Origin of the sequence: Brenneria goodwinii (genome assembly GCF_002291445.1) — a bacterium.
Lineage (GTDB): Bacteria > Pseudomonadota > Gammaproteobacteria > Enterobacterales > Enterobacteriaceae > Brenneria > Brenneria goodwinii.
Window position 1 is genome coordinate 2480613 of sequence record NZ_CP014137.1, and the last position, 20269, is coordinate 2500881.

Annotated in this window: 15 protein-coding genes; 7 read left to right on the forward strand and 8 right to left on the reverse strand. The window is 55.9% G+C overall.

Annotated elements, in window-relative coordinates; all coding sequences use genetic code 11:
- Positions 1-214: 214 nt before the first annotated feature.
- Genes fhuB through fhuC form a run of 3 tightly spaced genes read right to left on the reverse strand, consistent with a single transcriptional unit; the run spans position 215 to position 3893 of the window.
- On the reverse strand, positions 215-2203 hold the full coding sequence (gene fhuB / locus ACN28R_RS11095; RefSeq protein WP_095834422.1) for a Fe(3+)-hydroxamate ABC transporter permease FhuB: 1989 nt from the start codon (positions 2201-2203) through the stop codon (positions 215-217).
- Entirely contained in the window at positions 2200-3096 is an 897-nt protein-coding gene (gene fhuD / locus ACN28R_RS11100) for a Fe(3+)-hydroxamate ABC transporter substrate-binding protein FhuD (RefSeq protein WP_048639507.1), read from the reverse strand. Before fhuD ends, fhuB begins: the two co-directional genes overlap by 4 nt.
- On the reverse strand, positions 3096-3893 hold the full coding sequence (gene fhuC, locus ACN28R_RS11105) for a Fe3+-hydroxamate ABC transporter ATP-binding protein FhuC (RefSeq protein WP_048639508.1): 798 nt from the start codon (positions 3891-3893) through the stop codon (positions 3096-3098). The genes fhuD and fhuC overlap by 1 nt, the downstream gene beginning before the upstream one ends.
- A gap of 825 nt (positions 3894-4718) precedes the next feature.
- Here fhuC and hemB point away from each other — a divergent pair.
- The 6 genes from hemB to ACN28R_RS11135 all read left to right on the forward strand — a co-directional run bounded on the left by hemB (position 4719) and on the right by ACN28R_RS11135 (position 11141).
- Positions 4719-5696: a porphobilinogen synthase gene (gene hemB, locus ACN28R_RS11110; protein ID WP_095834423.1), complete on the forward strand. Its 978-nt coding sequence runs from the start codon at positions 4719-4721 to the stop codon at positions 5694-5696.
- 325 nt (positions 5697-6021) lie between these two features.
- On the forward strand, positions 6022-6732 hold the full coding sequence (locus ACN28R_RS11115; RefSeq protein WP_095834424.1) for a heavy metal response regulator transcription factor: 711 nt from the start codon (positions 6022-6024) through the stop codon (positions 6730-6732).
- Complete coding sequence (locus ACN28R_RS11120) at positions 6729-8156, forward strand: heavy metal sensor histidine kinase (protein WP_095834425.1); 1428 nt, start codon at positions 6729-6731, stop codon at positions 8154-8156. The genes ACN28R_RS11115 and ACN28R_RS11120 overlap by 4 nt, the downstream gene beginning before the upstream one ends.
- 280 nt (positions 8157-8436) lie before the next feature.
- Positions 8437-9837, forward strand: a complete 1401-nt coding sequence (locus ACN28R_RS11125; protein ID WP_095834426.1) for an APC family permease — start codon at positions 8437-8439, stop codon at positions 9835-9837.
- Positions 9834-10661, forward strand: coding sequence for an SAM-dependent methyltransferase (locus tag ACN28R_RS11130; protein ID WP_095834427.1), 828 nt, complete (start codon positions 9834-9836; stop codon positions 10659-10661). Before ACN28R_RS11125 ends, ACN28R_RS11130 begins: the two co-directional genes overlap by 4 nt.
- A gap of 87 nt (positions 10662-10748) precedes the next feature.
- Positions 10749-11141: a LysR substrate-binding domain-containing protein gene (locus ACN28R_RS11135; protein ID WP_236840239.1), complete on the forward strand. Its 393-nt coding sequence runs from the start codon at positions 10749-10751 to the stop codon at positions 11139-11141.
- A gap of 14 nt (positions 11142-11155) precedes the next feature.
- Here the strand turns inward: ACN28R_RS11135 and ACN28R_RS11140 are convergent, their stop codons facing one another.
- The 3 genes from ACN28R_RS11140 to ACN28R_RS11150 form a co-directional block, all read right to left on the reverse strand.
- Positions 11156-11674: an isochorismatase family protein gene (locus ACN28R_RS11140; RefSeq protein ID WP_095834429.1), complete on the reverse strand. Its 519-nt coding sequence runs from the start codon at positions 11672-11674 to the stop codon at positions 11156-11158.
- 590 nt (positions 11675-12264) lie between these two features.
- On the reverse strand, positions 12265-13335 hold the full coding sequence (locus ACN28R_RS11145) for an MBL fold metallo-hydrolase (protein ID WP_095834430.1): 1071 nt from the start codon (positions 13333-13335) through the stop codon (positions 12265-12267).
- A 164-nt stretch (positions 13336-13499) separates the two neighbouring features.
- Positions 13500-14972 carry a sugar porter family MFS transporter gene (locus tag ACN28R_RS11150; protein ID WP_048639515.1) on the reverse strand — a complete coding sequence of 491 codons (1473 nt, stop codon included), beginning with the start codon at positions 14970-14972 and terminating at the stop codon, positions 13500-13502.
- Between the two features lie 457 nt (positions 14973-15429).
- Between ACN28R_RS11150 and ACN28R_RS11155 the strand changes: the two genes are divergently transcribed.
- Positions 15430-17580, forward strand: coding sequence for a sigma 54-interacting transcriptional regulator (locus tag ACN28R_RS11155; protein WP_095834431.1), 2151 nt, complete (start codon positions 15430-15432; stop codon positions 17578-17580).
- A gap of 52 nt (positions 17581-17632) precedes the next feature.
- Here the strand turns inward: ACN28R_RS11155 and ACN28R_RS11160 are convergent, their stop codons facing one another.
- Both ACN28R_RS11160 and ACN28R_RS11165 read right to left on the reverse strand, forming a co-directional pair.
- Positions 17633-18856, reverse strand: coding sequence for an MFS transporter (locus tag ACN28R_RS11160; RefSeq protein ID WP_183092150.1), 1224 nt, complete (start codon positions 18854-18856; stop codon positions 17633-17635).
- Positions 18857-18978: 122 nt separating this feature from the next.
- The gene (locus ACN28R_RS11165) at positions 18979-20205 is read right to left on the reverse strand and encodes an MFS transporter (RefSeq protein ID WP_183092149.1); all 1227 of its coding nucleotides are present in this window, start codon (positions 20203-20205) and stop codon (positions 18979-18981) included.
- Positions 20206-20269 lie beyond the last annotated feature (64 nt).

Genomic DNA, 20269 nt, shown 5'->3' on the forward strand with positions numbered 1-20269 from the left:
AGATGATCAATTTTTTTCTGTGGCCGACGCAGCCGATGCCGGCAGCGCCGGAATGAGTCGGCGACGGGAAGATACGGTGCAACTGGCGTAGGCGGACCCGATATCGTTGATGTCGTAAATCAGGCCGCCCTAGAGGAAGAGATTGTCTTTTTCCATCACTACCGATTGCCGTCGGCGCGATACTGGGTAGGAATCACGGTAGCTCTGACGCCAGTCAAAACGACTGACGCCTCAGCAGGTAAACAAAATACGGCGCGCCGATAAACGTCGCCAACAGCCCGGTCGGAATTTGGTACGGGAACATCACCATCCGCCCGCACCAATCCGCCGTAATCATCAGCAGTCCGCCCAGTAACGCCGCCATCGCCATTTGCGGCATGGCGCGACGGAAACCCAGCAACCGCGCCATATGCGGCGCCATCAGGCCGATAAAGCTCAATGGGCCAACGGTCAGCGTCGCCATCGCGGTTAACGTTGCGGCCAATAGCAGCAGCGCCAAACGGACCGGCGTCAGCGCCACCCCCACCGCCCGGGCGGTCACGCCGCCCAACGGCAAAATCGTCAGCCAGCGACGGCACAGCGGAGCCAGAACAATCAGCGCCGCGGCAAGCAATGCGGTACGTACCGCCTGTTGCGCGTCGACGGCGTAAGTCGAACCGGAAAGCCAGGTCAGGAGTCCGCCCATCCGCGGATCGCCGCTGGCCAGCAGCAGATACATCGCGGCGGAGAACGCCGTACTGAGCGCGATTCCGGCCAATAACATCCGCTCGGCTGAAAAACCGCCGCGGCCAGCCGCTATCATAATAATCAACAACGTGGCCATAGCCCCCAGGCTGCCCGCCGGCAATAGCCAGGCGAAGGCGTCGCCCGGCACCATAAACAGCATGATGACCACACCGAAAGCCGCCCCGGAACTGATGCCCAGCACTTCCGGACTGGACATCGGATTGCCGGTCAGTTTCTGGATCAGCGTTCCCGCAACGGCCAGCATCATCCCCGCGGCCAGCGCTGAGACCAGGCGCGGCCAACGCCACGGCATCAGCGCATCCAGCTCGGCGCCCAGACTCCAATGCCAGCCCGAGGCGTTTTGGCCCAATACCAACGCCAGCACGCATCCCGCCAGCAATAGCGCCCCCGCCGCCGCATAGCCTATCAGCGGCCGCCGACATTCAGTCGGCGCGTTATTCCCCGGCGACATGGCCGGCGGCGATGCATTGCCGCGCAAGCGCGGCAGCAGCCATAACAACAGCGGCGCGCCAATCAGCGCGGTAGCGGAGCCGGTCGGAATCTCACGCCATATCTGCGTCAACCAGATCATAATCTGGTCGGTCAGCCAGAGCAGCAACGCCCCCAACAGCGGCGTCAATAACATCCGCTGTAATAAACGGCGCGCCCCGAGTATTCTCGCTATCAGCGGAGCAAATAGGCCGATAAAGCCAATCACGCCCACCGCATTCACCAGCATGGCGCTGAAAATAATCGCCAGCGCCAGCGCGCCCGCGCGGGCGGCATTCAAGCCCAAGCCAAGGTTACGCGCCACGTCGTCATCCAAGCCAAGCAGCGTCAGCGGACGCAGCAGCAGCAGCGCCAACAGCATGACGATCAGCAAGCGGGGCAACAAAAACGTCGCCGTCTCCCAACCTTGCTGGTTCAAGGCGCCCGTTCCCCACAGAAAGACGCTCTGCATGTCATCGGAATGAAATAACGCCAGCAGGCTGCTCAACGCGGCGCAATATAATCCCAGAACCAGCCCGGCCAAAATCAACGTCACCGGCGACATGCGCTTGCCCCAGGCGACGCCGAATACCAGCCCCCCGACGATAAGCGCGCCCAGCATCGCCGCCAGTTGCCGGGTAACGTCCCCCCCCGGCAACATCCACAACGTAGCGACGGTCAACCCAAGCTGAGCGCCGGCGGAAACGCCCAGCGTCGCCGGTTCGGCCAACGGATTGCGCAACACCTGCTGGAACAATACGCCGACCAGCCCCAACCCCGCTCCCACCAGCAGCGAAACGACAAGGCGCGGCAACAGGCTATAGTGGAATAACATTTGGCGAATATCATCGACATCCGGCGCAAAGATCCCCTGCCGCCACTGCGCCATCGGCAACTGCTGCAATAGGTTGTAAAGCGTCAGACACACTGCGGCGACCAGCAGTAAGCCCAGCGTCGCCAGGGGAAACATGCGTATACGTGAAGTCATCGGCGGCTCTCCTGCGCCTGCATCAATAAATGGCAAAAACGCATGGCGGATAAGGTCGCGCCATAAAACCATACGGCCGGCACTCGCCTGAGCTGATTCTGTCGGACGAACGGCAAGGCCCGCCAAAGCGGGGAGGCGCTGACGCTATCGAACACCATTTGATCATGGTGTTCGAGGAGAATAGCGCGCGCGTGTTTCACCTCGGCCAGGCGTTCGATCCCCACCACCGCCGTTCCCCAGAAACTGGTTTCCTTCTGCCAGGCATTGCGGATCCCCAACTCGGTCATCACTTCCTGAAACAGGCTGTTTTGCCCTATCACCAACACATGCCGGGCATCAATCAGCGAAAACAATAATAGCGGTTGCTCGGTATACGCCTGTAGCTGTTGGCGCGCCCGCTGTAAAAAATCGTTGAATTGCGTCAGGTGCCGTTCCGCCCGATCTTCCAATCCCAGGCGCTGCGCCAGTTCCCTTATGGAGCGCTTACCGATGCTAAGCGGTTTGCCGTTGCCGTCGTTGAAGTCGAACGCCATGCTGGGCGCAATCGGCTGTAATTTCTGCGGCGAGGGTCCGTAACCTTGCGCAAGCAGCAGCAGTGAAGGACGCAATTGCTGCAACAATTCCAGGTTCGGTTCGGTACGCTGACCGATGTCTATCACCGACGCCGGCAGGCGGGGAGACACCACCCATTGGTTATAATTGGGAATATCCGCCACCGCCATCGGCACGACATCAAGGGCAAACAGCAATTCCACCGTCTGCCATTCCAGCGCGGCAATGCGGGTTAAATCCGGCGTAGTGCTGCTGCGGCCAGGCAACGCATAGATAAAGGGAGACAGCGCCAACGCCGTCAGCAGACGGCGGCGCAATGGATTGTATGGCTGTTCATTCATCAGTAGACAAAACTCACTGGCGCCCCGCCGCGCGGATGCGGCAGCGTTCCCATCGAAATGCCGTAAATCTGCTCCAGCACCGGCGCGCGCATCAACTCCAACGGTGCGCCTTGCGCGATGACGGCGCCGGCGCGCAACGCCACCAGACAATCGCAATATCGCGCCGCCATGTTGATATCGTGCAATACGGCGATCACCGTCAACCCATTCTGGCGGCTCAACCGCTGGATCAAGGCCAGCACCTCCACCTGATGAGCGATATCCAGCGCCGAAGTCGGCTCGTCCAACAACAGACAACGGCCGTCCTGTGCCACCAGCATCGCCAGCCAGGCACGCTGCCGCTCGCCGCCGGAGAGACTATCCACCAGGCGGCCGGCAAACGGTTTCAAGCCGACCAGTTCGATGGCCTCTTCAACCCGCTGGCGATCGGCCGCGCCAAAACGCCCCAGCGCGCCATGCCACGGATAGCGCCCGACCGCCACCAGTTCACGCACCGTCATCCCTTCCGCGGCGGGTAATTGCTGCGGCAAGTAGGCCACATGGCGGGCAAACGCCTTGTTGTTCCATTGAGACAACGGCCGCTCGTTCAGCAACACCTGGCCGGCGCTTGGCGCTTGATGGCGGCCAAGAATTTTCAATAGCGTGGATTTGCCGGAACCATTGTGGCCGATCAAGCCACACACTTTCCCTTGGGGGAAATCCAGCGATAATGGCTGCAACAGCATACGGTCCGATACGGAGAAACTCACCTCCGACAAGGAAAATCTGGCGTCGCGATGATGGTAGTTGTCCTGCATAAGTCCTATCTTTGCCGGGCCGGGATATGCGGCCCGGTTGGTTAACAACGGTAAGGTTGCCGCGGCAGCCCTTTGACGTTCAGCGCCCCAGCAACCGACATAGCCGGTATGGCAACGGCGGCAGACAAAAAACAACACAATGAAAATAATAAACGTTTGATGACAAACCTTCCGGTTCTCACCCCACCCCAACCCTCCCCTTCTCAGGGGCTGTCTCTTAGTCACATTTTTATGCGGACTTGGAGATAGTTTCGTGCGCCACAATGCCGCTATTTTCATGCTGCCTCGCAGCACGCGCCCGACATAGGGGGCTCAGACGCCAGCCCCCTATGAACCCCGGCTTGCGGCTGGAATTATGCCGCTGCGCGGTGCCTTCGTCGGTATCAGGCTTTTAACGGACCGCTTGCGACACGTTCCATACGTGGCGCAAGCTTTCGCCGCGTCCGTGCGGCTCATCCTAAGCCTGCTATCTCCTCAGCATAATTTCTTACGCCGAATAACGGCAAATCCCGTCATAGCCCCTACATTTGTGACTAAGAGACAGCTGACAAGGATGAGGCCGGGAGGGAGTCATTAATATTCATGTTTCGAACTTTATCAGCAAACTGAAATAATAATCATTATTATAATTATGTGCACTGAATAATTCGAGTCGCAGGGAAACGGCGATGTGAAGCGATAACGCGCCGTAAACGCGCGTTTACCCGATACGGCGAGGCATCACAAATATTGTCAGGGGGCGTCCAGAAGTATACTGTTATCGCATTCTTTTTTGTCGCCGCCGCGGCGTATTCGCCGGCGGTCGCCAGCTAAACCGAGGTTGTTTTGTCCAGTTATTCTCCCAGTCAGCGGCTAAGACGTTTGCGTCAGAGCCCATCGCTTCGCACACTCTTCCAGGAATCATCGCTGAGTCTCAACGATTTGGCGCTGCCGATCTTTGTTGAAGAAGAGCTTGATGAGTACAAAGCCATTCAGGCAATGCCTGGCGTGATGCGCATTCCGGAAAAGCGTCTGGCGTTTGAAATCGAGCGGATAGCGAAAGCCGGCATCCGCGCGGTGATGACCTTTGGTATTTCTCACCATACCGATGAGGACGGCAGCGACACCTGGCAGGAGAACGGTCTGGTGGCGCGTATGTCCCGCATCTGTAAAGATGCCGTGCCGGAAATGATTGTGATGTCCGATACCTGTTTTTGCGAATATACCAGCCACGGACACTGCGGCGTGCTGCATGATCAGGTGGTGGACAACGACGCGACGCTGGTTAATCTAGGCCGGCAGGCGGTTGCCGCCGCGCGCGCCGGCGCTGATTTCATTGCGCCTTCCGCCGCGATGGACGGCCAGGTGGCGGCGATTCGCAAGGCGCTGGATGAGGCCGGATTCATCAATACGGCGATCATGTCCTACTCCACCAAGTTCGCCTCTTCCTTCTATGGTCCGTTCCGTGAAGCGGCCGGCACCTCGCTGAAAGGCGATCGTAAAACCTACCAGATGAATCCGATGAACCGCCGCGAGGCCATCCGCGAATCGCTGATCGATCAGGCCGAAGGCGCCGATGCGCTGATGGTTAAACCTGCCGGAGCCTATCTGGATATTCTTCGCGACGTGCGCGAACGCACCGAACTGCCCCTGGCCGCCTATCAGGTGAGCGGCGAGTATGCGATGATCAAATTCGCCGCCCAGGCCGGCGCCATCAGCGAACGCGATGTGGCGCTGGAAAGCCTGGGCGCCATCAAGCGTGCCGGCGCCGATCTGATCCTCAGCTATTTTGCGCTCGATCTGGCGGAAAAAAAGCTGCTGTAAGTTAACCCCACCCCAGCCCTCCCCTTCGCAGGGGAGGGAGCAAATCCACGTTTTTATGCAAACTCGAAGACTGTTTCGTGCGGCGGAAATTACGCCGGATAACAGCAAAACCAATCAGCGTTCCTACCTTTGTGTATAAGAGACAGTCCCAGGGAAAGGCTTTCGCGTCGGCCGATAACCCGCCAGGCGCTTTTTCTATGCGTCCTTCGTCACTTTCTGACGGAAATGTCAGGGGAATGTCAGCCAGTTGTTAGTAATTAGCGGCTACACTGGTAAAAAACATAGATGGCGGCTGGGGAGAGCCTAACGATGGAGATAAAGCAACATGCGATTACTGCTGGTGGAGGATGAAGAAAAGACGTCGTGCTATATCAATCGCGCGCTGAGCGAACTGGGCTTTACGGTGGATGTCGCGAGTGACGGCGTGGAAGGGCTGCATCTGGCGGTGCAGCATGAGTATGACGCGGTGATCCTGGACGTGATGCTGCCGGGCCAGGACGGTTATAGCGTGTTGGAAGGGCTGCGAGTCAATAAACAGACGCCGGTGCTGATATTGTCGGCCCGCGGCTCGGTGGACGAGCGCGTCAAGGGACTGCGCCGCGGCGCCGACGACTACCTGCCGAAACCCTTTTCCCTCATAGAGCTGGTGGCGCGCATCCAGGCGTTGCTGCGCCGCCGGCCAAGCGACGGCGCCGAAGTGACGCAGCTACAGATTGACGATCTGCATGTCGATCTGCTGGCGCGCCGGGTGACGCGCGGCGGCGAACGTCTTGAGCTGACGGCCAAGGAATTCTCGCTGCTGAGCCTGCTGGCGCGTCATCAGGGAGAAATTTTATCCAAGATGATGATTGCCGAGCAGGTCTGGGATATGAACTTCGACAGCGATGCCAACGTGGTGGAAGTGGCTATCAAGCGGCTGCGCGCCAAAGTGGATGCGCCCTTCGAGGTTAAGTTGCTGCATACGGTGCGCGGCATGGGCTATGTGCTTGAAAACCGCGCGGCCCCCCAGGTTGAACGACGGGCCGCGACCTCATGAAATTATCCATTTCCGGTCGCCTGGCGCTGATGTTCGCCCTGGGCGCCATCATGATTGTTTCAGCGTATGCCCTGTTGCTGCGCCATTCGCTGAATGAATCATTGATTAATAAAATGCATAATGAGCTCCAGTTCCGCCAATCATTGTTGACGCCCTATCTGAAGTCGCTCACTTCGCAGAATGATTGGCAGATGGTCCGCAGCAAGTTTAGCAATTTGACCACCGCGGAAGGCGGCAAGGTGAAATACTGGCTGCTCAGCGCCACGCCGCAATACCAGGTTGGCGGACCGCTTCCCGAGGGGGTTTCCTGGGAACAGTTGGCCAGCGGTTATTCCATGGTTTCGGGCAAGGACGGCGCCTGCTTTTACCTGTTGACCAGTATTATTCCGGCGCAGGGCGATCGCCCCGCCCTGCGCTATGTCGTGGCGATTGATTCAGCCCCCTATCTGGGCACGCTGGCTGAATTTACCCGCGCGCTGATTGTGATCACCGTTCTGGGCGTACTGCTGGTGGCGCTGCTGGGGTTCGCCATCGCACGTATCGGCATGAAACCCATCAACAGCCTGAGCCGGCAGGCGCAAAACCTGTCGCCGGGGAATCACGACCAGCGTCTGGACACCGCCGCGCTGCCGGTCGAGCTGCAACAACTGGCGGAGTCGTTTAACGGCGTGTTGGCCCGTCAGGCGGTGGCCTGGCGCCAGTTGGAGAGTTTTAACGCGGATGTGGCTCACGAACTTCGCACCCCGCTGACCAACCTGATCGGCCAGACGCAACTGGGACTGTCGTGGCAGCGCGGCCGGTATGAACTGGAGGAACTGCTGCAGTCAAACCTGGAAGAGCTTGAGCGCATGGCTTCCATCGTCAATGATATGCTGTTCTTGTCCCATGCCCAGGTCGGTCAGTACGCCACGCAATTGAGCGAAGTGTCGCTGCGCGAGGAAAGCCTCAAAACAGTGGAGTACGTCGAGCCTTCGTTTGCGGAGAAATCGCTGACCATCCAGATTAACGGCGAAGTGCGCGCGCGCGTCGATCGCCGGCTGTTTCACCGATCGCTGGCCAACCTGCTGGAAAACAGCGCCCGGCACGCCTTCCCCGCAAGCAATGTCACCATCCTGCTCAGGCAAGAGCGGAACTTCGCCCATATCTCCGTGGCCAACGAGGGAGATCCCATCGTGGAAGAACATCTGACGCGCCTGTTCGAGCGCTTCTACCGGTCGGATTCATCCCGCACGCGCAGCGATGTACACCACGGTTTAGGATTATCCATTGTGCGCGCGGTGGCGCAGATGCATCACGGAGAGGTTTTTGCCAGCAGCCAGGACGGAATCAACACCTTTGGCTTTTCATTGGCGATGAACCCCGAAATCCCGGCCCCGCGTAGCAGATCCAGGCATAACCCGCCGATAACTCGGTTATCGGATTAATCGTCAACCGATCCCGCCCTGATTTATCCGCCAACCACGAGCAATTTCTGACAGTCATGTCAGCCCGCCGTCAGCATAATGACAAGATGGATATTATAAGATCCCGCCATAACGAAATATCCCGTTCTTCGCAATAGAAATCAGGGATTTCGATACGACAGCATCACAGCCCATCGTTCATGGGGAACAGTTGCGTAGAAATCACTCGTCATACCCGGGCTTGAAACTCAGATACCCAAGTCTGTTCATCAACACGGTAGATAACATGAGGAGTTGAATAATGTCCCTGGAAAGTCGAGCGGGTCCCCAATCCCTGCTATCGGTATTTGACGCCGTAACAATCATGGTCGGTCTGGTGGTCGGCATCGGCATTTTCCGCACGCCGTCGCTGGTGGCTGGCAGCGTCGGCAACGAACTGATGTTTATTTTGGTATGGGTGGCCGGAGGGGTGATAACGCTTATCGGCGCATTCTGTTATGCCGAGTTATCCGCAGCCCACCCTCACGCGGGGGGAGAATATCATTTTCTGTCCCGAGCCTACGGCAAACCCGTCGCCATGATGTTCGGCTGGGCGCGCTGTACGGTGATTCAGACCGGGGCGATAGCCGGCGTCGCATTCGTACTCGGCGACTATGTCGCGCAGATGGCGCCTATTGGTCCCTACGGGCCGGAAATCTATGCCGCCTTGGCCGTCATCCTGTTAACCGCGGTCAATATCGTCAGTACGATTGAAGGTAAAAACCTGCAGGTCGCGGTGACGCTGATTGAGATAGGCGCGGTGGTGTTGATCATCCTGTTCGGATTATTCGGTTCAGCCGAACCGGCGAACGTCAGTTCTCCGTCAATTCCCCCGGAGGCGGGCGCGTTGGGTATGGCGATGATCTTCGTTCTGCTCACTTATGGCGGCTGGAACGAAGCCGCCTATCTCACGGGCGAACTCAAGGATGCGCCGCACAACATTGCCAAGGTACTGCTTCTCGGCACCACGGTGCTGGTGACCCTCTATGTGCTGACCAACCTGGCATTGCTCTCGATACTCGGACTTGAGGGGCTGCGCGGTTCGGATACCGTGGCGGCGGATATGATGCGCCTGGTCGCCGGGCCGTCAGGGGAACTGGTGGTCAGCCTGGCGATCGTGATTGCCGCCGTCTCGACGCTCAATGCCACGATATTCACCGGGGGACGCGGATTTTATGCGATGGCGCGCGACTTGACGCTGGCGTCATGGGTCGGCGAATGGAACGGACGGGGCAAAACGCCGGCCAACGGATTGATCATGCAAGGCATAGTGGCGTTGGTATTGATTCTGGTCGGCGCCATCACCCGGGAGGGCTTTAAAGCCATGGTGGATTACACCGCGCCGGTGTTCTGGGGCTTTTTGCTGTTGACCGGCATTGCCGTATTCGTGCTTCGCTGGCGCAGACCGGAGCGCGTGCTGCCCTATAAAGTGCCGCTTTACCCCCTTACTCCGCTCATTTTTTGTATCACCTGCCTGTACATGCTGTACTCCAGCATTACCTACACCGGCGTGGCCGCTCTGATTGGCCTGGCGGTGCTGGCGGCGGGCACGCCGATTCTTTTCTTCTGTAAAAAAGATGATGGAGATGACGTTGAACGGCAAGATGCCGTGCGGGCGTTGACTCGTTCCAATGACAATCCTCAACCAGGAGACTCACAATGACAACCTCTTTTACTTCCCTTCTCGCCGCCGTCCTGTGCGTCATAACGTTAAATAGCGCCTGGGCACTCGCCCCCTCGCCCGTCGCCGATAACGAGTATGAACCGCAAGTCGGCCAGGCGGGCAAAGATGTCATCTGGGTGCCGACCGATCAGGCGCTGATTGATATGATGTTCAGAATGGCTGAATTAACGCCGGACGACTATCTTGTCGATCTGGGCTCGGGCGACGGCAGAACCGTCATCTCGGCGGCCAAGCTCGGCGCGCGCGCGCATGGCATAGAGTACAATCCCGACCTGGTCGAGCTATCGAAGCGCGCCGCGGAGCGCGAGGGCGTGGCCGAAAGCGCCACCTTCGAACAGGCCGATATCTTTGAATCGGACTTCTCCGACGCTACGGTGGTGACGCTCTTTCTGCTGCCGGAGCTAAATATCAGGCTGCGTCCAACGCTGCTGGATATGAAGCCGGGCACGCGGGTGGTCTCCAACTCATTTATGATGGAAGACTGGCTGCCCGATGAAACGGCCGCGGTACAAGAGGGGTGTTCCAGCTTTTGCCAGGCGCACAAATGGATCGTTCCGGCCAAAGTTGAAGGAAGCTGGCGTCTGGACGACGGCGACCTGGCGTTCAAGCAGTCTTTCCAGATGCTGGAAGGTACGCTGAGCCGTGGCGACAATTCAACCCCGATCAGCGAGGCCCGGCTCAACGGCGCCGTTATTACCTTCAATGTGGGCGACAAAAAATACACCGGCCAGGTTGACGGCGATACGATGAAAGGGACGGCGGATGACGGAACGCAATGGAGCGCCACGCGCGTCGGCGGTTGAGCAGGTAAAATCCGAGCCGGTCGGGTCGCAGCGGCGGCACGGATCCTGGCCCCCAACCGACGCGTACTGTGCGCCTCTCCGGACTATCTGCAGCACCGGGGCCAGCCGCAGAGCCTTGCGGATCTCTGCGGCCATGATTGCATACTGATCGGAACAGGGACGGTGGCCGAGTGGCGTTTCGACGATGAACAACCGGTACGTATCACCTCCCGCACCATATGCAATGACGGAGAGGCCGCTCATGCCATGTCGCTGGCAGGGATGGGGATTGTGCTGAAATCGTTTCTTGATGTGGCTGACGATCTCGCGAGCGGCGATCTTATCCAGGTTCTGCCGCAGCATGCGGTATCCGCGGCGCCGCTCAATGTCGTCTACCCGCACGGGCATCAGGTCACGCCGAGGCTGCGGGCTTTTATCGATTATCTCGCCGAGCGGCTCGCGCCCGCAAAGCCGTCACCGGGCAGTGCGGCAGGATCCTGATACCCGGCCCGAAATCAGACACCCCACGCAGCGATAATCGAATCCGTGGGTTTCACCTGAATGGCATTCCCCGGAATACTCAGCTCAGCCCATACTTCATTATGTTGACCAATCAGCTGTTGAGCCGTTGCATAAGTCCGGTCAGACGTTGTATGTGCGTCCGAAGCGACGGTAATGGCATAACCTTTGCCGGCGCCGACTTTTATCGTCGTATCTAAACAATAATCCGTCGCACACCCGCAGATAACGACGTTATTGGCGTCCAGACGGCTAAGAACGTTTTCCAGTTCCGTGTTCCAGAAGGCATCACACGCGGTTTTATTCACATAAATAGCGCCGTCCGGCTGCGCAAGCTCCGGCAAAATCCGCCATAACTCGCTGCCTTCAGCCATTTCACCTTCTATATGCTGAATAAATATCGTCTGATCCGCCGCCGATATCAGGCGATTAATCAGATTAACCCGGCCTTCCCGGTCATAACGCGGCGTAGCAAATACGCCATTTTGCATATCAATAACGATCAAGAGTCTCATTTATAGTCATTCCAGTTGATGACAAAACCTTTGGTTCTAACGCCACCCCGCCCCTTCACAGGGGCTGTCTCTTAGTCACAAATGTAGGGGCTATGACGGGGTTTGCCGTTATCCGGCGTAAGAAATTATGCTGAGGAGATAGCAGGCTTAGGATGAGCCGCACGGACGCGGCGAAAGCTTGCGCCACGTATGGAACGTGTCGCAAGCGGTCCGTTAAGCCTGATACCGACGAAGGCATCGCGCAGCGACATAATTTAGCCGCAAGCCGGGGTTCATAGGGGGCTGGCGTCTGAGCCCCCTATGTCGGGCGCGTGCTATGACATAGCATAGAAATAGCGGCATTGTGGCGCACGAAACTATCTCCAAGTCCGCATAAAAATGTGACTAAGAGACAGCCCTGACAAGGGGGAGGCCGGGAGGGGGTCATGAATGGCAATGTTGCGAACTTTATCAACAATCTCGTCATTCCAGTTATTTTTACCCGCCGTCACGCTTTTCACGCTATGGCAGACAGCGCGCGCCAGGAAATCCTGGCAAAAAACGGAAAAGCGGCGGCGCCGGGCCAGCCGCGCAAAACCCTCCCCGCCGTCTTACTGATTCCGCCACCACTGGGCGAAAGTCTGCTGCGGATTATCAATCGCGACACATTCGCCGATCCGTGGGGTCATCAATCGCCATTCCCGGTTCCGACTGGCCTGAAAGATGCGCTCCAGGGGATCGTTCCAGCGATGATGCGCCAGCTTAAATTTACTGTTATGTACGGGCAACACGGCCTGCGCATGTAAATCACTGGCCGCCTGGGCGCTCTCTTCCGGCGTCATATGAACATGAGGCCAGCCAGGATCATATTGGCCGCATTCCATGACGGCGATATCAACCCCGCCCAAACGCCTGCCAATCTCTTTGTAATGAGGCCCGTAACCGCTGTCGCCTCCCAGATAGAGGCGATGCCGCGCCGTTATCAGCGCAAAAGAGCCCCACAGTGTTTGATTACGTTTCAAAAAGCGGCCGGAAAAATGCTGTGTCGGAAGAATATGGATTGTCAGGCCGTCCTTTTTCACCACGCTGAACCAGTCCCCTTCCGTGATTTTTTCCCGCGCGAATCCCCACTTGGTAAAATACGAACCGACGCCGGTCAGTGTAATGATGTGGTGAATTTTCCCGCGCAACGCCTTGATAGTGGGGTAGTCCAGATGATCCCAGTGATCGTGCGTAATCAGGAGATAATCAATCTCGGGGAGATCCTCCGGCGTGTAAATATTGCTTCCCCTGAAGGCGACATTGGTGCCGGGAATCGGCGATGCGCTGTTGCTTAACACCGGATCGACCAAAAAACGCCGGCCTTCCATCTGAATAAAGTAGCTGGAGTGCCCCATCCAGATAATCACGTTCTCGGTTTTGCCCAGCGCGTGCAGATCGGTTTTTACCGACGGTAGGGCGGAGGCGGGGATCGCGCCGGGATCTTTACCGAAAAGAAAGCGGAACAACAGCATAAAACGGCTCTGGCTATGGCTCACTATCGGTTGTTCAACCTGATTATGGAAGCGGCCGTCATGGAAGTTTGCCGTACCCTGCCCTGGATTCACATCCGGCGCAACATACTGCGGCTGCTGAAGCCAGACACAAACAACAAGCATGACCACAGCAAGTAATAAGAGCATATATTTTATCCAATACCTTTTCCCGGCGCCGTCAGACAACGCGCCACTTGATGAATACGTGGTTAAAACCGGGCATGCATTTCACGATAGAGACCAGTATATACCCTAAATAGTGGGGGTTGCAGGAAGGCGATGCGGCGAAAAATTCGCCGCGGTCTTGTCGTTCAAACTTTATCGCTAGCTGACTGAGCCTCGATGGCATCATCGCCGTCCTCGCCAAATTTCGCCCGAATGTGCTTTTCAATTTCCTCCAGGCTTTTCCCACGCGTTTCCGGCACCATGAGCATGATAAACAGTAACGAGCCAACATTAATCACGGCAAAAATGAAAAAGGTTTTGCTGCCGGCCAATTCCATAACCGGCGGGAAGCTGAAAGCGACCAACGCATTAAAAATCCATTGGATCGATATTGCGGTTCCCGTCAACCTTCCCCGAAGTTTCATTGGGAATAATTCGGACATCAGAAGCCAGTAAACCGGCGCGATAAACATCTGCATAAAAAACAGGAAGAGCAGTATGCAGGCTAACGCAATATAGCTTTGCATCATATCGGCGGGCAACAACGTCAGTACCATTCCCAGAGCAACCTGCGCAAAAATGACGAATAAGAATCCGGTAATCAGCATCCCTCGCCGCGAAAAACGGCTTACGGCCCAAATACCCGCGCTGGCGGCGATAACGGAAACCACCCCATTGCCGATGGTGGCCGTAATGGCGGCGGTGGTGCCAAGTCCGGTGGATTTGAGGATGATGGGGGTATAGTACATAAACGCATTCACGCCCGTGAATTGCAGAGCAAAACCCAGGCCGACGCCCACCAACATCAGCTTTAATACCCATTTTTCGCGAATAAGCGCCATGACATCCGGCCCCTGTGCGGCTTCTCTGGCCTGTTCGCGCATCTGCGTCAGCTCCTTATGCACCTCGCGCGGCGTTGCGCGAAAGCGTTTAAGAACCTTCCTCGCATCCTCATGCCGCCCTTCCGATACCAACCAGTGCGGTGAAACGGGCACAAAAAAAGTCCCGAAAAAGAGCAAAATCCCGGGCACCATGGAGATAGCCAACATGTAACGCCACATATGCCCATCGTTGAGCAGATAACTGAGTAATGCGCTAACCACATAGGCGACAAGTTGTCCTGTGACGATCATCAATTCATTACGGGTTACCAGCGGCGCCCTTAGTTTCGGTCCCGCGATTTCGGCGATAAACACCGGTACTGTCGATGAGCCGCCCCCGACGGCGAGCCCCAGCAGGAAACGCATGGCGACCATAGAAGAAACGGAGGGAGCCAGCGCGGTGCCCAGAGATCCGAGCACAAACAAAACAGCAAGACTTCGCAGCGTGATGCGACGGCCAAACTTATCGGAGAAAAAACCGCTGAGAAAGGAACCGATAGCGGCGCCGAAAATCAGCGATGACGCAACCAGACCTTCGGTAAAGGACGTCAACCCCAGCCCGCCTTCAGCATGGGGAGACGACATATAGGGTAATGCCCCTGAAATAATACCGGTATCATAGCCAAATGCCAGCGACCCCATTGTTGCAACGAGAACGACAAAAAAAATCCGCTGCTTTACGATATCCGCATGGGATATTTCATCTGTTTGAGGTGAGTTTGAATCACGATAGTCCATAATATTCTCTACAGTTAATGGTTAGATATACACGTCCATTCCCGATAATCTCGGGTATTTTTGTTTACTCTGAACCACGAAGTATAGACGCTACGAGGCGGTAAAACGGCGGATAAGAAAAACGATCTTCTTATATATCAATCTGATACCCTATTACGCACGCCTGAGTCGCTTACCGGCGCGCATTCGCAAATGCTTTCTAAAAGCATTTATTTTCAGGCAGTTACCAGGAAGATGCCGGCACAGTGTATCTGTCGCGTCGACAGCGTGTCGCCCATGTCGCCGATCGTTAATCTCTATCCGTTTTTGGGGAAAATTCAGGATTTCTCCGATGCTCGTCACCTTTGATATCCTTCATTTAATGTGACAGGCAAGACATCCGGATATGAAAATATAGGCTACGATGTATCAACAGGATAATAATATCCTTTGTCATTAATATGATGGTTTAAATAATATGGGAACAAGTAACTCGCCACTATTTGCCCCTCCCTCTTTCCCGACCCGGGATACGACTCATGCCTTGTTGCAATTGCTTGAAAAATGCCCCGATATCGGCTCGTTGCTAAAAACGCTTTCCAGAATTTTACATCCCATTATCGGCGCCAACTCAATCTCGATTTTTCTCTTTAAATCGGGGTTGATACGCAATGAAATATATCTTGTCGACTCCAGCGAGCGGCATGAATACAACAATCCGGGGCCGATAAAACTGGATGATGCCTGCGACGCGCTGCATATCAGCTCGGCGCAAAGCAATATCGCCTGTTACGGGATTGCGCATGAAAGCTGTCCTTTGGGCGATCGGGCCATCGGCAGCCATCGAGAGCGTTGTTCTTGCTGCTTCGTTCCGCTTGTGGATCCGCAGTACCGGGGTTTTTTACGCATTCGCTACAATAACGCCGACAGAGAGGCCGACATTACCCATCATTTCAATCAACTGATAGAAATGATTAGTTTTTGCGTCAGTTCCGCCATTAAAAATATTATTTCCCGTGAAGAGATCAACCAGTTGGAAAGTGATCTATTACGCGAGCAAAAACACTTAAAAATATTATTGGAAGTGACGAATGCCATTTCCTCTAAACTGGAGATGCAGGCGTTACTGGAGGAAATTGCAAAAGCCGTAGAACATGTTTTTCACAATCAATATAGCAGTCTGATTTTTCACGATAGCGAAAGAAATATGCTGCAATGGGAAGCGGTCTATTTCCCCGGCGGCGCAACCATTGTGCACCCCGGCACCATAAAACCCATGGATGACTCGCCGGTCAGCGTCACATTCAAAACCGGAGAGCCTTTCGTCATTGATTATGAAACGTTATGCAAGTTAGGGAACGATTTTCCGGTTTCCCGCGCCATGCTTGCCGCCGGCATTCGCAGCCTCTGTTCTGTGCCGTTGACGCACCGTGGAAAAACCCTGGGGGTGCTGACCATTGGACACACGGATTGCGACCATATTCCCGCCAAAGAGACCGATTTGCTCAACGATATCGCCGGACAGATCGCCATTTCGGTTGATAACGCCATGGCCTACCAGCGGATTTCATTGCTGACCAAACAGCTGGAGCGAAAAAACAGCTATCTTGAAGAGGAACTCAAGGAGCATGTCAACATCGAGGGGATCATCGGCGCCAGTCAGGCGTTGGCCAATGTATTTACGCAGGTTGAAATGGTGGCCGACAGCGACTGCTCGGTGCTTATTCTGGGCGAAACCGGAACGGGTAAGGAACTGATTGCCAGGGCGATACACAACCTCAGCGCCAGACGCTCAAAGACGCTGGTCAAGCTCAATTGCGCGGCGATCCCCACCGGACTATTGGAGAGTTATCTATTCGGCCACGAACGGGGCGCATTCACCGGCGCGATTTCACAAAAAATCGGCCGCCTTGAACTGGCCCATCAGGGCACGCTGTTCCTGGATGAGATCGGCGACATCCCCATGGAACTCCAGCCCAAATTATTGCGCGTTCTGCAAGAGCAGGAGTTTGAACGCGTAGGCGGGGTTAAGCTCATCGAGGTCGACGTGCGTATTATCGCCGCCACAAACCGCGATTTGGAGGAGATGATCCGCAATAAGGAGTTTCGCAGCGACCTGTTCTATCGCCTGAACGTCTTTCCTATTTTCATTCCGCCGCTGCGCGAACGCATCGAAGATATCCCCCTGCTGGCCAGGCACTTCATGAAAAAGTATGCCAAAAAGCTGAAGCGCGATATCAACCACATCCCCGCGGAAATCATGGACGCCCTGATGCAATACGCCTGGCCGGGTAATGTTCGGGAGCTTGAACATATCATTGAACGGGCGGTGATCCTCTCACGGGGAACGGAGCTCAATCTCTCGCTTGATTTCCTGAAAAAAGAACCGTTTATCGCCGCCTCGCAGCCGAATCCCGAGAGCAGTGAAAATAGACACGCTTTTATCCCGCAAAACAATCTTAAAGAGATGGAGCGGCAGACGATTATGCGCGTATTACAGGAGACGAAAGGCGTTATCGCCGGCCCTAACGGCGCCGCGGCCCGCCTGGGATTGAAGCGTACGACACTCATCGCGCGCATGCGTCGTCTGGATATCGTACGCGAAAAAAACCAAGGGATTAAACGCTAATATCGCCAGGCATTGCCGCGATTTCCCCTGCCCCAACGCCAAGACCTGAGCGCTAGATTCTTGCCGGCGCTTTTACCAGCAACCCGAAAATCAAACCAATCAACACTAAAACGATGCCAATCACGAAGCTATAGGTGTACTCGCCGGTTTGCGCCTTAACCATCCCGGCGATCTGGGGGCCAAAAAATCCGCCGAGAAACACGGTAAATCCCTGCAATCCCAGATTGGCGGCATAGTGTCTGGCGCCAAAAAATTTCAGTATCAGAGGAACGTTAATCGCGAAGATGCCGCCAAAACAGATGGCGACGATCACCGCGCCGGCAACCAGCGCCGGAAAACCGAACAGCGGGGTACCCCAACCAAGAATCGCCAGTCCGACCATCATAAAGAGCGGCGTGATAAACATTGAGAACCGATGTCCGCAGCGGTCAAATACCATACCAATCAAGGGCCGTCCCAGCGAGTTGGCCGCCGAGAAGATCCCCATCGCCAAAGCCGCGGCGGCGGCGACAATGCCGACTTCCTGAGCGAAAGGCACAATATGGCCGATAACCATTAAGCCGCCGGCCTGACAAGAGACGATCCACACGGTATAGATCCAAAATGTTGAGGTGCACAGCATCTGTTTCATGCTGTACCCCCACTCATTACTGGTCTGTTTCGGCGCATTCGCATCCTGTCCCGGTAACCGGGGGCGAACAAAGAACGCGGAAGCGAGCGTCACGATCAGGAAAATGCATGCCGTCAGCTGTAACGCGCTTTTCCAGCCCGAACCTTCGATAACCCTGGCTAGCACAAACGTTCCTAAGACCAGGTTCCCCAAGCCAAAACACATGGTAATAAACCCCGCCACCGCCCCGCTTTTCGTTGGCAGCGATTTCGGCGCCGTGGATAAGGGCACGACGTAGGCAAAACCGAGGCCGAAACCGGCCATCACGCCATAAGTGATATACAGCCAGTTCAGACTGTCGGCGAATGAGGCCAGATAGAATCCCAGCGCGCCGATGACGCCGCCAAGCCAAATGATCTGCCGGTGCCCGAGCTTGTCAATCAATGCGCCGCCGGTAAACATGCCCAGGGTAAAGAAAAAGAGCGTAATGGTGAACGTGAGCGAGGTTTGCGAGCGATTCCAGCCGAATTCATTTTCCAGAGGAATAATATACAGGGACCAGGCATACAAGGTGCCCGCGGCCAGCGCGATAAGCGCGGCGGCGATGAGCAGCATAACGGCGCTGTGTGGCGAATGATGCCGTCCCGTCGTTGGTGTCTTTGGCATAATTGACTCTCTTATAGACCCGCCATCTTTCAAGTTACAGGCGCATGCAACTGGTTCCCGCATCTCGAAATCCATTGGGTATAACGTGTAAAATCGATGGACTAACGCATTGATGAAACGCGTTAATCCGTTCCGCATCCGACAAAATCATTGTTCCGCTTGATAATTTCTCTTTGGTTTTTAGGCGGTTTGACGAACAGGCCGAAAATCATGCCGATAAAGACAATAACGATGGCCGTGATGAATCCCGGGGTATAACTTCCGGTCGTCGATTGGATGAATCCGGCGATTTGCGGGCCGGCCAGCGCGCCGAAAAACATGCTGAAGCCTTGCAGCCCCAGGTTGGAGGTATAGTGTTTCGGGCCGAAAAACTGCAGGATCAGCGACACATTCTGCGCATAGATCGACCCGTAGCTGATGCCGACGATGACACAGCCGATCAACAGCGCCGTAAAGCCGAACGCCGGCGTCCCCCACCATAGCGTCAGCAGCCCGATAATCATGGTCACCGGCGTCAACATCATCGTTACGCGGCGGCCAACCCGGTCGATCAGATAGCCGAAGATCAAGCGCCCCAGCGAATTGGAGGTCGCCTCTATGCCCATGGCCAATGCCGCCAGAGCGGTGACGATCCCCGCCTCGATGGCAAAGGGAACAATATGCGCAATCACCATCAGACCGGCGCTTTCGCACGGCACGATCCAAGCGGTGTAGATCCAGAATGAAGAGGTCGAAACCATCCCCTTCATGGTGAAGCCCCAGTCGTCCGCCGCCGGGCCGCCTTTTACGCTTGCGGATACGCCCGGCCGGATAAAGGATCCGGTCGATAAACTCGCCAATAAAATAACGGCGGCGACGGTTCGTAGCGCCACGGCCCAATCATAGTGCTCAAGCAGCCAGGCGATAACGAAAAACCCCAGCAGCAGATTGCCTAAGCCAAAGCACATGGTAATCAGCCCGGCGATGGTGCCGCTTCGTTCAGGATATGCGCTGGTGCACGTCGCCAGCGGAACGATATACATCAGCCCGATGCCCAGCCCGCCGCACGCCCCATAGCTGACATAAAGCCAAGGCAGACTTGCGCTGTATGAGGCCAGCCAAAAGCCGGATGAAGCGATGATCCCTCCAAGCCAGATGGTATTTCTGCGGCCGATTTTATTAACCAAAAGACCAGCCAGAAACATTCCCAGGGTGAAAAATGAAATACAAACCGTAAAATTAAATGCTGTCTGACTTCTGTTCCATCCGAATTCTCTTTCCAGCGGAATCACATAAATTGACCAGGAATACAGCAGACCACAGACCAGAACCAGGACGACAGAAGCGGGTAATAACCACTTGTTTTTCATCCGATGGATACTCTGATTGATATAGTTACACATAGGCGCCGCGCTGCCTCATGGCAATAAGCGC